This window comes from Clostridium sp. AF15-41 (genome assembly GCF_003604095.1).
Classification (GTDB): domain Bacteria; phylum Bacillota; class Clostridia; order Lachnospirales; family Lachnospiraceae; genus Coprococcus.
The window spans coordinates 253,213-267,550 of the sequence record NZ_QTMQ01000001.1 but is presented as its reverse complement, the minus strand read 5'-3'; the positions used below and the strand labels follow the sequence as shown (position 1 = coordinate 267,550).

Here is a 14,338-nt window from a genome sequence, read left to right as displayed (position 1 = left end):
CGGATGTATATCGTAATTGGGATATTAGCAGGAATTATTATCTTACAATTTATTATTATGTGGAAATACCAGCGGCAGGTGAAAGACATCTGCCGCCAATTGGCGTTTATGATGAAACATGACAGTAACATGTTGATTAACCATGAATTTGATGTGGGTGGAATAGGAAAGCTTTCTGACAAGTTGAATGAGCTTTTGGAATTGCGAAGAAAAGAGAAGCAGCATTATCAGGAGAAAGAAGCTCTGATTGCGGACACTTATACAAATCTTTCTCATGATATCCGCACACCACTGACATCTTTGGACGGATATTTTCAGCTAATGGAAGAATGTGAAAATATAGAGGATCAGAAACGTTATTTAAGCATTATCCACGAAAGAATTCATAGTCTGAATGAAATGTTGGAAGAACTTTTTATGTTTACAAAGTTAAAAAACGAATCTTACAGTTTGAAATTGACATTGTGCTGTATGAACCGGATTTTGAAAGAAACAGTTTTTTCATACTATGATGAATGGGTAAGAATGGAAATTCAGCCGGATATTCAGATTACGGAAGAACAGTTGTATATACATGGAAACAGGCAGGGACTCCGCCGTGTTATCCAGAATGTGATAAAAAATGGGCTGGATCATGGAGAAAAGAAGATTAGCATTGTGTTGGAACGTGATCAAAATCAGGCGGTGCTTAGAATCAGCAATCAGGTTACACATCCAGAACAGATTAATATAGATCAGGTATTTGAGCGATTTTATAAAGCAGATGTTGCCAGAAGTAAAACATCTACTGGATTGGGACTATCTATTGCAAAGGAGTTGGTTAGTCGGATGGATGGAGAGATTGAAGCAAAAATAGAAAAAAAAGAGTTTATTGTTGAAATGAACTTTCCGATTGTAACCGATGCTAAATAGTATTTTGCGACGTAGAGGGATAATCAATAATTTTTATTTATCCTTGCAGAAGCATTAGCTCTTATTTTAGGATACTATCTAAGGAAAGTACCCATGACAGGGCATTAAGCGTCTGGGGGGGACGATTGTTTAGCGCCGATGACGGCTTATGAGATCATTTCGATTTTCATTGGGATATTAGCATTGTTGATGTCCTTTGGTAGAGAAATATTGGAACGAAGGATGATGAAAGAACTAGACTTGTTATATACAACAAATGTGGAAGCAGATATTTAAGTAGAAATTTCACCAATGCATTAAAAAGATCAGCGTTCATCTCCGAGTATTGTTCTGTTAGTAAATGATGACAAGAGGGCAGCCAAGAGGCTGTCCTTTTTTAATGGATGAGATTTTGGTAATTCTTAAAATAATATTTAGTGAAAAAAAGTTGCATAAAAAATAATCAATGATATAATAATGATAAGTAAATAGAAAAAGTGACTTGGAGGAATGAGCCATGATTATAGAGGTAAGAGCAAAAAACTGTTATGCATTTGAGGATGATATTACATTTTCAATGAAAGCAGATATGCGAAATAAGAAATTTGGAGCCAATGTTCATAAAGAGAACAATTTTAATGTCCTTAAAACGGTAGGAATATATGGACCAAACAATGCAGGGAAAACATGTTTAATTAAGTGTATTAGGGCAATAAGAAATGTGCTTTTAAATAAGAAAAATGGACTGATGCCGAATATATTTACTGATAGTGATGTATGCGAATTAGGGGTTACATTTATGGCATCTGGAAGAAAATTTTCTTATGATTTTAAGTATGACGCAGAAAAAGAAGAATATATATATGAGTCATTTTCGGAGATATTTAAAGATCAGTACAACAACGAAAAGGAAGTTTGTTGGTTAAAAAAAGATACTGTTAGTGAAATATATGAGTGTATTGATGAATCTGTTCAGAATATGATTTCAGTTGTATCGAAGAATAATTTGCTATGCTATGTGGTAGATACAAGTAAATTCGAACATATCAATGAGATGAAGCAGATTCTTGTCGGATTTGCAGAAAAAATTGATATCATCAATATGAATAACATACCTATGCAGCACACGATTGAACTTATGAAGAATAAGAATCAGTTACAGCAAAAGGTTGTTGAGTTCATAAAAAATGCTGACTTATATATGGATAATTTTGAATATGTTGATATGGATAAGATACAGCTGAAAACTGGTGAAGGTGACGAAAAGCCAGATGAGAAAGTGCTTGATATTCCAGAGAACATTATGGATCAAATCAGATTGGTTTCTACTTATAAGGGAGTCCATGTGCCAAGTATGATGTTTGACTCCACAGGAACAAAGAAGATTGCAGCTATTGCCAGCTATGTAATTGAAGCACTTGAACAAGGCAGGATTTTAGTCGTGGATGAGTTGGATAGCAGTATTCATTTTAAGCTTACCAGGGCGATTGTTGCGATGTTTAATAATGAATTAAATACAAGTGCACAGATGATATTTACAGTACATGATATAAATCTTATGGATTGCAAGAGAATGTTCCGAAAGGAGCAGATTTGGTTTGTTCATAAGGATGAAGAAGGTGTGTATGTATATTCACTTGCAGATTTTACAGCACAGCGGGGCGTACGAGATACGACAGATGTTATGGAAAAATATCGGAAAGGTGCTCTTGGAGCATTGCCTGATCCAGAACTAATCAATTCCTTGCTTAGTATTAAAGGTGGTGTAAAGGGGGATGATGCCGATGCCAAATAAGCTCCCTAAGTTTTTGGATAATCACAAAATCTGCATTATCTGCGAAGGCAATGAGGAATATGAGTATCTTAAGCGTTTGAAAGATTTGAAAGTGTGGAACGAGCAATATGACATTTCATTAGTTAATGCCGGTGGAAATGGAAATATCCCGGCGAGGTATCAAGACCGATATCAAAATGGAGCAGACGAACTTGTGCTTGTGTTTTGTGATACGGAAAAGAAACCTCACGAGCAGTATGAGGACATTAAACGCAAGATTAATGAGTTTCATGGTGTGGATAATGCTGCAGACGAAGTGATTATGTTTGGTAATCCATGTACGATGCAGATAATATCCAAGCATTGGACCGACGAAAATTTGAAATCTCCTGCAAAACCGGTAAATGCTCCCTTGATAAAGGAATATACCGGGGTGGAGAATTACAAAGGAAGAGCAGACCAGGTTCATGAGGTTATGGAACATGTTACTGCGGAGAATTACAAAGATATGAGTCGCCGAGTGAAAGATTTGGATTCGGATGATTCTGTTACTGGTAGCAGTAATTTTGGAAAGTTCATAAAGCTGTTTGAGAGTGATGATAGTGGGTGGATTGAGAAGATTAATGAACAAATAGAGTAGTATAAGGAGAGTACGAAAGTTATATTATGAACAAAGTAAATGTGATAAAACAAAATTTGGAGTTCATAGGTAAAACGTGGATTAAGTGTATTGGTACATTTGCAAGTATATTATCGCTTTTCTTTTTGTTTTGGACTTGGGATGATATACGCATTACGTCAACACGATATAAATGTGTGATAATAATATTATTATGTGTGCTTGCGCTCATACTTGCAATTCTATGGACGTGTATTTTTAAGAGAACAAAGACAATTTGGGAAAGTCCATCTGGGAAAATAAAAGTATGTTATTCTGATATTATGAAAGATGGGTTTGACAAAAGGAACAAGGAAGAAAAGTTATTTGTAATTCCGGTTAATTCATGTTTTGACACTATTGTAGATGAAGATATATCAACATGTTCAAAGCCATTGGTATCACCTAATTCGCTACATGGAAGATGGATAAAAACAATGGTTAATAAGGGATTTACTATAGAAGAAATAGACAACAAGATACATAATTGCTTGGAAATGCAAAATTTAGTGCCCAAAAGTATTATTGCTGACGAAGATAAGGAACGTGGGAAAAGAGAAGTATATGAGTTAGGTACAGTGGCGATGATTAGGGGAAATAACAATAGTACCTTTTTGTTACTTGCAATTTCGGAATACGATAAAGATAATATCGCTCATACTTCTGTCGATGATTTAGAAATGTGCATAAAATCACTTCTTAATTTTTACGATCAACATGGTCAAGGGCATAGATTGGTAATTCCATTGATGGGAACAAACCTTTCGAGAGCAGGATTGTCACATAATGATTCACTGAGAGTAATAACATCGTTATTTCAATTGTATGGAGATAAAATACATGGAGAAGTTGATGTTGTTATATATAAAGGAGATAAAGATAAAGTAACATTAGACATATAGTAAAGGAGGAATTTAATATGTCATATCGAAATGCAAATTATAGTGCGTTTTATGTTTCGGAACCATTTAGTGAAAGTAATTTAGGGGCAAATTCAACACATGATTTTGTTTACTACAATATGCTAAGATTGTGGAGGGGATAATAGTTTTCCCTTTAATGATGCACATGATAAGACATATAATGTGCGAGATGGTAGTGATTGGGAAAAGACTCTTAAGCCTAGACTTCATACAAGACTTGACAATTCTAAGAACATTATTTTATTTTTAAGTTCCATTACTGCCAATAGTCGTGCATTGAGGGAGAAAATGAATTACGGAATAGGTACAAAAGGTTTACCGGTAATTGTAATTTATCCAGATTACGACAAGAAGTCAGATATAGTTGATAGTAATAGCGGCATAGCTAATTGCCATGTAATCACATGATAAAGATGAGAGGGATACAGTATGGGATTAAGTTCTTTGACAAGATATAATCTTTTTATGGAAAGCGGAGATTCAATAGAAAGTGATGATGGAATAGTACGCTTTAGGGATTACTTATCAGTTAAGAATATGTATTATGATTCTGCAAGACTCATACGGGGCTTTGAAGACATTATTAATAATGAGGAAAGAATGTCTCAAATGGAAGAATATCAAGGAATCTTTGATCGTAATGCAAACGAAGTCCAAGATTTATTGTTCGTGCAGAGAATAACAAATCAAATACAGCAACAAATGAGTAAAAAAATGGAAAAAGAACAGTCTTCTTCCAATTCATTTAAAATATACTTTAGATACTTGTTAAAGGCTATTGCAGATTATCAAGAAGAAGTTATAGAAACCAATTTTATTGGGCTTTCGGACAATGAGATCATTCGTACCGCGAGAAAGCAAACCTTTTTGCCATACGCATATTACGACAAGGGGTTAACTCAAGCTTTGTTTTACTATTTTTGGCTTCGCTCTGGCTTTTTATATGTTAATTGGATGTGGGATGGAGCAAATAATCACAGTTCCGCCACCAAGGAGAAATTGGAAGATGCTTTAAAAGATAGCAATCAGTTTTTGTTCCTGAGAATGACGAATAAGTGATAAAGAAGAAAAATTAGGTTTGATGAACCTGAAAATGTTATAGGGAGGAACCACACGTGAACAGAACAGGTACATATGTTGCCTTTGACGGGCAGGGATCGACAGATCCTACAGAAAGCGATATTCATTATTTTAACTTGCTGAAGGCATGGAATAAATCTGGAAGTATAGATTTTAGGTTTACTAATTCACATGAAAAAACTTATCAGGTACGTGATAGCTCATCAAAAGCAACGCTTTTTAACAGATTAGAAACTAGATTATCAGCGAGTAAGAATTTTCTTCTGATTATATCGGATAAGACAAATTATGACAGAGGAATTCTTAATTGGGAAATTGAAAAGGCCGTTGATTATTATGAGTTGCCAATCATAATAGCATATCCAGGGTATTCTAAGATTGGCGCACCTTCTGAATTGAATAGCATGTGGACAAAATCTTTGGCGGAACGAATAAAAAATGAAAGGGCACATTGTATACATATACCGTTTAAAAAAGAACCGATATTTGACGCGATTAATCAGTTTTCTGTTGTTAATTCAAAGTATCCTAAGGGAGGCGCTTTGGGGTTTTACTCAGAGGAAGCGTATAAAAGCTGGGGTATTGTTTAGCAACGTGAAAACGAGCTTCGGCTTATATGCTATTCTGGGTATAATTTGGATACAGCAGCTTTGTAACCACATTAATAAGATACAAAACCGTATCAAAATAATGCGGTTTTGAAACACAATAACAATAAAGTAACATGAAAAAGTAAACCCGAAAAAGAGTTTGAATAAGAACCACAAGTCTTGGAACCCGCTAAATAAGCAAATTCCGAGACTTTTTCTTTTGCTCTGCTACTAATTTGCGACTAATAGCAACTACTCTATTTCACATCGTTTTGTTTTTTTAGATAGCTTTTCTTTGAGGCATGTGAAAAAATGATGAAAAGGTATTTGCGATGGTATTTGTATCTTGTATAATAATTTTACAATTATATTTTTTAATTCAGCAGATGATTTTTACCGAAAAGTATGCTGCTCATTAAAAACAATGGCAAATGGGTATTTTTATATCCAGATATACAAATGATAAACAGGAGGTTTTTTATGGATAAACACATAGAAAAAGCAATGCAGTTAAGAAGTAATGCGATGTGCCCGAACTGTGCGGAAACGATAATGATGACCTATGCAGAGGAGCTTGGTTTGTCGGAGAGCCAGATGAAGGCACTTGGTACAAATTTTGGTGGAGGAATGAAGTCAGGCAGTACATGTGGAGCTGTGACAGGAGCACTGATGGTACTTGGCGCATTGGGAATCTCAGATCCTCATATCGTAGGAGAGTTCCAGAGAAAGATGAAAGAGAATCATAATGGTATGATAAATTGCTTTGATCTGTTAAGAGCAAATGCACAGGCGGGCGGTCAGAAGAAACCGCATTGTGACGGTATGATCAAAGAAGCCATTGAACTGATAGAAGAATATAGGTAATACCCTGGGAGGAGAAACATTATATGAGAGGAAAACGAGGACTTTTACTAGCCGTAGTTATTTTATTAGTATTCGGTATATTTGCATTTCAGGGAGCCGATATAGAGACTTATGCAAAAGGTACAACTTCGAAATGGACGGTAGCTACGAGTAAAAAAACTTATGCTTATACAGGAAAGAAAATTAAACCGAAAGTTACAGTGAAGTATAAGGGGAAGAAATTAAAACCGAAGAACTATAAGGTTACATATCCTAAAAAGCCCGTCAAACCGGGTAAGTACAAAATTAAAGTTACCTTAAAAGGCAAATATAAAGGTAAAAAATTAAAAGGAAGCAAAACCATAGAATATAGCATAGCGGTTCCTGCGGTAAAAGGTCTGAGTGGCACAATTAAGAGCGGTGAGTATTATGGGGATGCTTTATGCTTTAGCTGGGATGACAATTCGGCTATGAATATCGATGGATATGACATAGAAGTAAAAAATAATGGGAAAAATGGAAATAAATTAACAAAGAAGAAAATAGAAGCTTATTATAGCAACTACAATGTTGAGATTTATGAATATGGGACGACATATACATTCCACATACGTTCCTATAAGAAAATAGGCGGGAAAAAATATTATTCCAAATGGTCTAAAGTAACGAAAAAGGTACCGGTACCAGATTATCATATGACTACTAAGACAGTAAATGGGATAGAGCTTGCATACAAGCAGGACGCATTTCCATTCTTTAAATATACCGGTTATTCGAGTTATGATGGCGATGTAAAGGACAGAACTTCAAAGAATTTTGCACAGTGCTATTTTCCGATCTTTATTAAGCAGAGGCTGAAGGATAATTTTATAATTCATACAGAATATAATGAAAAATGTGGATTTAGCAGTTTTTCACATTCGCAATACATTCCGAACAGAAAAGATGTTCAGGTAGCAACAAATATATCGGTGACATATTATAATGAAATGCCGGTTGAAGATAAAATGCAGCAGGCCCTTTATAAGCAGGGCTATGTTGGATACATACTTGTAAATGCAAGCTGTCTGTTGGATAAAAAGCAATCGGTAGGTGTATATTTTGGTGATGCAAAGGTTGTAACACTGGTATCAAATGGATATTCAAAAGCCAAGGAATATGACTACAGAAAATATAGAGGATATAATCCGTTCATAGAACCTGTGTATATTTATGAAAGCGAAGTGCTTCTAAAAGATATGTTAAAAGATGTTGCTAAATGTGCACCAAACATGACAGATTATGAAACATATACGGCACTTAAATATTGGATACAAAATCACACCTATACGGAGTACTCATGCTGGGGTGCGGCAACGGTGGCAAATGCTATGATGGAGCTTGGTTATCCATACATAATACTGTCTTGTTCGTATGATGGGAAGGATGGACTTTATAACGACTACAGCCGATACTATTCTCCTGCAAGTAAAATCGCACATGATTCGGCTGGACATATGATAACATTGATTTTTATGGAGCCGGGCAAATATGTAAGGTGCGAGGTTCAGGGCTATGGATTTGGCAGTTCAGAATTTAAGTTTGATCCTACAGGATGGCAGAGACCTGTTAACAGCACATTAACTTCCGCATCAGCTGAGTTTGGGTTAAATGAATATAATACCATCGAAGAATTAATGAAGGGAGATTATTATATAGATATCAATAAATACGATCCATATGACTGGCATACATGGTCCACTCATTTAGAGTAATAGTGCAAATAGATAAAAGTACTTGCATATTTATCTGCATTTATATATAATGGAAAAACATCGAAAATAATTGAAAAGACAAGGTATATATTAGGACGAGGCTAAAAGTCTGTCCGGATATATACCTTTTTTATATTATTTTCAATGGAGGTGCTGATATGGCATACAAATTTACAGAAAAAAGAAACAACATTCAGGAACAGACCACATATGTGCTCTACATGATCGTCAGCAGTTATTTTCACAAAAGCATCTGTAATTCCCGAACATTGGAGACATCGTTGTATCTTCATTATCTGGAGATGTCGAAGAACCAGCAGGAAAATCTGGAGAAGCAGGTGATCCGAAGATCGGAACAGGATCTTGGGGAAGTCATGTCTGTGCTTTCTCAGATGAATTGTGAGGTCGTGTTTACCCACAGGGATAACCGATACTATCTCGATTTCGAGACCGGGTTCGAGACGGTGTCTGTGGTGGTGGATCAGATGGGACACTACGTCATAGATGTGTTGATGTAGGTGATACCAGAAAGGCAGTCGCCAGATGCCTGCGGAAATGCAGGGGTCTGGCGATTTGCAGTATTTATATAGTGAATGGAAATGTTTTGTAGATGACCGCTTATTTGGACATTACACTTGTTACTATTGAATCATCATTGTGAAGATCAAAGGAGATTAATTTATGAGCAAAAGAGAACCAATCAAAACTACAAAAGAAGCAATTATTTCATATTGGGCAAAGCATCAGGACGAATGCGGATTAAGTGTAGACTGGGCTGAAGCGGGTGAAAGATGTTGGAGATGCGGGTGTGAGCGTTCATTGGATCGATGCCACATTATACCGGATTCATTAGGTGGAAAAGATGAACCGGAGAATTTGGTGCTTTTGTGCAAGAGATGCCATGCAGATGGTCCGAATGTTGCAGATCCGGAGATTATGTGGGACTGGATAAGAGCCTATGGGGTTTCGTTTTATGATACATTTTGGGGATGTGAGGGAATGCGCGAATATAAATTTATATATGGGTATAAATTTCGGAGCGCATTAAGATATATTCTGGATCATTCAGAAAATGAGCTGGATGAAAGAAAAATGCAGGAATATATAAGTAAAGAAATCAAGTCCCTTGCAGACAGATCAAGTGTGCATTTTGGACAAAATTACTGGAATACAGCAACATATGCAGGAAATCTTAGAATGATAATTAAGTCATTAGCAGAAAAGCAGGGGATTAACATTAAAGAAATAGATAAAGAACTACAGCAAAATAAATCCTCATGGTGGCTGGAAGCATTTTAGAGAAAGCAGCATAGTTCCTCTAAAGAGTGGGATTTTTCCCTTTTCACCTATTTTATATATTTTACATATGCGACAAACAATGCATAGCTGGAAAAGTCCGTGTAAGTGATGCTTGAAAAATAGTCGCCAGATATCTGCAGGAATGCAGGTGTCTGGCGATTTGCATATGCTGTCAGTTTAAAAATGGTAGTATGACTATACGAAATGTGTTATAATGCAAAAGAAGTAATAAGGGGTGGGTTAGTCTAATAGCCAAATCTGGCAAGAATTACCTAAAGAAATAAATAATCTTATACTTTGCGAATAAAGGACAATTTATATTATATATTGTCGAATAAAAGTAGTGAGGCACAAATGGATACAAGAAAAGAAATGATAGTTATACAGGGTGTAATAAAAACATGCAAGGTAGCATTATGTGAATACAATAGAGAAATGTATTCCTGGAATGTTTGGTATAACGATGGAAGGTTTTCTATATATAGGTATGATGAAGTGGAAAAATTAACAAATCCCAAGGTTTTAAATCCTGTTGAATACCGCATTAGCAGGAATGGTAAGGAATTCTTTAATATAGAAGAAATCTATGTTTTTAATGGTAGAGAAGAGGAATATTGGCATATTTGTTTCAAAAAAGAAATACAAGGCGATTATTTTCGGAGAGATCTTAGCATAGATAAATCCATTTTAAGTCAGGGTAATGAAGCAAATAAATTTGAGTATATGAAGCAGATTGCAGAATTGAGTGATCTCAGAAATAATAGAACAGGTGATAAATTACTGGTAAAGAAATATGAGAAAATATCCTTCATAAGCCCATATGTAGCATTATCCCATTACTTGAATCCGGCTAATTATAAAATAAAAAAGGGAAATTATACTCCAATCTTTCCGTTTGGGTGTAATAACAGTCAGTATACAGCAGTGAAAAAGGCGATGGAGAATCAGATCAGTGTCATTCAGGGACCTCCTGGTACTGGCAAGACTCAGACAATTTTGAACATAATTGCAAATATTTTAATGGATGGAAAAACAGTTCAGATTGTTTCTGGAAATAATTCAGCTACTGAAAATGTATATGAGAAATTGAGTTTTCCAGAGTATAATATGGGATTTATTGCAGCACGATTAGGTAATTCCGAAAATAAAAAACGTTTTATAGAACAACAAAGCATTGACTATCCTGACTTTTCATCATGGAGAGTACATACGGATATTCTTGCGTTACAGAGAAAAATACACGAAGATTCTGTTAAATTAAGGACTGTATTTGATAAACAGGAAAGATTGGCTGCATTAAGACAAGAACTTTCACAGATGCTTATAGAACAGGAATATTTTAATCAATATGTACAGGAAAAGAATATCTATATAGCAAAAATAAAGTTCCGGAAAAAGATATCATCGAAAAAATGGATCGAATTATGGCAGGAGTGGCAGATGGCTGTAGAGGAAAAACAGAAAATCAGTTTATGGATTAAATTGAAGTCATTATTTATGTATGGGATAGGAGATTGGAAATTTTATAAACAGGATATCACAAATGTAATTACAATATTTCAGGTTATGTATTATTATGCAAGAAAAGAAGAATTAACAAGTGAAATATTAGAAATAGAAACCTATTTAAAAAATACGGATCAGAATTTATTAAATAATCTATGTAGTGAATCTATGTTGGTTTTAAAAAATCAGATAGCAAAAAGATATGGAAATAACACGGAACGTAGAATATTTACGGAAGATGATTTATGGAAAAATTCGGAGGAGGTATTAGCGGAATATCCTGTCGTATTGAGTACAACATTTTCAGCCAGAAACAGTCTGAATTCGAAAATAATATATGATTATCTTATTATGGATGAAGCTTCACAGGTTGATATCGCAACAGGAGTATTAGCCCTTTCGTGTGCACGGAATGTTGTAATTGTTGGAGATACGAAGCAGTTGCCTAATGTTGTCCCAAATGATATAAAAAACAGAGCAGATGCTATATTTAATAATTTTAAAATTGATGAGGGATATCGGTATACCAAGAGTTTTTTGCAATCTGTTTTAGAAATTATACCAAATGTTACACAAACGATGTTGCGTGAGCACTACAGGTGTCATCCGAAGATAATTAATTTCTGTAATCAAAAATTTTATCATGGTGAATTGTTAATTATGACAGAGGATCATGGTGAGGAAGATGTGTTGTCAGTTGTTAAAACAGTTGTAGGAAATCATGCGAGAGATCATTATAGTCAGAGACAGATTGATGTTATAAAAAATGAAATTATTCCGCAGCGTAATCTTGATTTACAGAAAACAGGCATTATAACGCCATACAGAAACCAAATGGAAGCATTGTGTAATGAAATTTTAGATACAGATATTGCAACGGTACATAAATTTCAAGGACGGGAAAAGGAGAATATAATAATTTCTACCGTTGATGATGAGATTTCAGATTTTGTTGATGATCCATATTTGCTTAATGTTGCTGTATCGCGAGCAAAAAAGAGACTGATATTAGTGGTAACAGGAAATGAACAAACACGGGAGCGTAACATAACAGATTTGGTTGCTTATATTCAATACAATAATTTTGAAGTTACAGATAGCAAAATTTATTCTATATTTGATTATTTGTACAAGCAATATACAGAAGCAAGAAAGTTATATTTGAAGAATCATCCAAAAGTGTCAAAGTACGATTCTGAAAACTTAATGTATAGTTTAATTGAGGATATTCTTGCTGAAAATAAATATGCAAGTTTGGATGTCGTTTGCCACTTCCCTTTGAATAAACTAATAAGAAGTTCAGAGTTGTTAAGTGATGAAGAAAGGCGATATGTTGCCCAGTCTGGTACGCATGTAGATTTCCTTATATATAGCAGACTTGGTAAAAAGCCGATACTTGCTATCGAAGTCGATGGATATGAATATCATCAGGCAGAATCCAAACAGGCTTTCAGAGATTCAAAGAAAAATCATATATTTGAGTTGTATAAAATTCCATTATTGCGGTTTTGTACAAATGGAAGTGGAGAAAAGCAACAGATTATTGAAAAGTTGGAAGAAGTGATGGGATAGGATTACTTTATCTTCCCCTCCACCTTCTTCATATGTCTTACATATACGATAAACAGTGCACATCCGGTAAATATCCATGAAGCCACATATACATTCAACAGCCAGTCAAATGTTGGCAGCAGGCGGAAGACCGTGCCAAGCCAGATCAGACGGAAAACAACCGTTCCTAAGATGGTGAAGATTGCAGGTTCTACCGATTTGCCCATACCACGGAGAGCGGCACTTTCAACCTCGTAAGTAGTGGTCAGACCTTCCAGTGAGCAGACATGATACATACGGATCAAAGCATAGGCAGCGACTGCTGTACTTTTTGTGTAGATTCCGACGAAAAAGTCACTCCATACGATAAAGATAACTGCGAGAATCTCTGTGAAGACAATGCCAAACAGCATGTTTAACCAGAACACTTTCTTGCAGCGTTTGATGTTTCCTGCGCCATAGTTCTGGCTGGTGAAGGTGACCGTTGCCTGTGCAAATGCATTTGCAATGTCATAGGTAAAATATTCAAAATTAAGCGCAAGAGAAGAACCTGCGATCGCAAATTTGCCAAATGAATTAATACCACTCTGGATAAAAACATTCGAGATCGAGAAAATGGTTCCCTGGATACCGGATGGAATACCGATCTGAAGGATCTTGCGCAGATATGGGCGTACAATCTTCATCCGGTTGAACCGGAATGCAAACTCATCATCTCTGCGATAAAGATATACCATGACCATAACAGCACTGATAACATTAGAGATTACAGTGGAAATGGCAACACCGGCAACACCCAGATGAAAGCAGATGACGAGGATCAGATTCAGGATGACATTTACGATACCGGAGATGATAAGATAGAACATTGGTCGTCTGGTATCACCGAAGCTTCGCAGAATGGCAGCTCCAAAATTATAAACAGTCATAAACGGAATGCTTAAGAAATAGATGCGGATATATAACAGTGCTTCGGCAAGAACACCGGACGGTGTACCGGATAATTCCAGAATGATCCGGGCAGAGGCAAAGCCGAGGATCATAAGCCCAAGTCCGAGGATTGTGCCAAATGTCAGGATCGTATGTACCATATCGTTGATCTTGTCACGCTGTTTCTGACCGATCAGATTAGCGAGGACGGCATTTGGTCCCACAGCCAGACCGACGATCAGGTTGACAAAGATGCCGACCAGAGCCACACAGCTTCCGACTGCAGCGAGCGCATTATCTCCGGCAAATCTGCCGACAACAGCGACATCTGCGGAGTTGAATAATTGCTGTAAAATGCTGCTGCATGCAAGTGGCAGTGAAAAAAGGATCAGCTTGCCAACTAATCCCCCGTTTAACATATCCATTTCTTTTGACTTTATCGTTTTCATATCTATAATCCCAAAGTAGTATTTTGAAATGTTTATTTCACACATTAGAAGCAGAATCTATTTAAACACCATCGACAAATGTCGTCAAGA

The 14,338-nt window shown here is 35.9% G+C and carries 12 protein-coding genes; 11 read left to right on the top strand and 1 reads right to left on the bottom strand.

Annotated elements, in window-relative coordinates; all coding sequences use genetic code 11:
- The first annotated feature begins 3 nt into the window (after positions 1-3).
- The 11 genes from DWW43_RS01230 (at position 4) to DWW43_RS01175 (ending at position 12,890) form a co-directional block, all read left to right on the top strand.
- A complete protein-coding gene (locus DWW43_RS01230; protein WP_119962502.1) occupies positions 4-912 on the top strand; it encodes a HAMP domain-containing sensor histidine kinase in 909 nt (302 codons plus the stop codon).
- Between the two features lie 556 nt (positions 913-1,468).
- On the top strand, positions 1,469-2,686 hold the full coding sequence (locus tag DWW43_RS01225) for an ATP-binding protein (RefSeq protein WP_243104364.1): 1,218 nt from the start codon (positions 1,469-1,471) through the stop codon (positions 2,684-2,686).
- Positions 2,676-3,305: a hypothetical protein gene (locus DWW43_RS01220; RefSeq protein WP_119962500.1), complete on the top strand. Its 630-nt coding sequence runs from the start codon at positions 2,676-2,678 to the stop codon at positions 3,303-3,305. Before DWW43_RS01225 ends, DWW43_RS01220 begins: the two co-directional genes overlap by 11 nt.
- A 26-nt stretch (positions 3,306-3,331) precedes the next feature.
- Positions 3,332-4,225: a macro domain-containing protein gene (locus DWW43_RS01215; protein ID WP_008399852.1), complete on the top strand. Its 894-nt coding sequence runs from the start codon at positions 3,332-3,334 to the stop codon at positions 4,223-4,225.
- Positions 4,226-4,675: 450 nt separating this feature from the next.
- Positions 4,676-5,305 (top strand): hypothetical protein, encoded by a 630-nt coding sequence (locus tag DWW43_RS01205; RefSeq protein WP_207665980.1) that lies wholly within the window; start codon positions 4,676-4,678, stop codon positions 5,303-5,305.
- A gap of 56 nt (positions 5,306-5,361) precedes the next feature.
- Positions 5,362-5,916 carry a TIR domain-containing protein gene (locus DWW43_RS01200; protein WP_008399848.1) on the top strand — a complete coding sequence of 185 codons (555 nt, stop codon included), beginning with the start codon at positions 5,362-5,364 and terminating at the stop codon, positions 5,914-5,916.
- Between the two features lie 480 nt (positions 5,917-6,396).
- Positions 6,397-6,780: a C-GCAxxG-C-C family protein gene (locus tag DWW43_RS01195; protein ID WP_044944522.1), complete on the top strand. Its 384-nt coding sequence runs from the start codon at positions 6,397-6,399 to the stop codon at positions 6,778-6,780.
- A gap of 23 nt (positions 6,781-6,803) precedes the next feature.
- Positions 6,804-8,513 (top strand): hypothetical protein, encoded by a 1,710-nt coding sequence (locus DWW43_RS01190; RefSeq protein WP_008399845.1) that lies wholly within the window; start codon positions 6,804-6,806, stop codon positions 8,511-8,513.
- 158 nt (positions 8,514-8,671) lie between these two features.
- Positions 8,672-9,031 carry a hypothetical protein gene (locus DWW43_RS01185; protein ID WP_008399844.1) on the top strand — a complete coding sequence of 120 codons (360 nt, stop codon included), beginning with the start codon at positions 8,672-8,674 and terminating at the stop codon, positions 9,029-9,031.
- A gap of 163 nt (positions 9,032-9,194) precedes the next feature.
- Complete coding sequence (locus DWW43_RS01180; protein WP_008399842.1) at positions 9,195-9,812, top strand: HNH endonuclease signature motif containing protein; 618 nt, start codon at positions 9,195-9,197, stop codon at positions 9,810-9,812.
- A 354-nt stretch (positions 9,813-10,166) separates the two neighbouring features.
- Positions 10,167-12,890 carry an AAA domain-containing protein gene (locus tag DWW43_RS01175; RefSeq protein ID WP_008399841.1) on the top strand — a complete coding sequence of 908 codons (2,724 nt, stop codon included), beginning with the start codon at positions 10,167-10,169 and terminating at the stop codon, positions 12,888-12,890.
- Between the two features lie 2 nt (positions 12,891-12,892).
- On the opposite strand, the gene DWW43_RS01170 is transcribed toward DWW43_RS01175, so the two are convergent.
- Positions 12,893-14,248 carry an MATE family efflux transporter gene (locus DWW43_RS01170; RefSeq protein ID WP_119962499.1) on the bottom strand — a complete coding sequence of 452 codons (1,356 nt, stop codon included), beginning with the start codon at positions 14,246-14,248 and terminating at the stop codon, positions 12,893-12,895.
- Between the last annotated feature and the right edge of the window lie 90 nt (positions 14,249-14,338).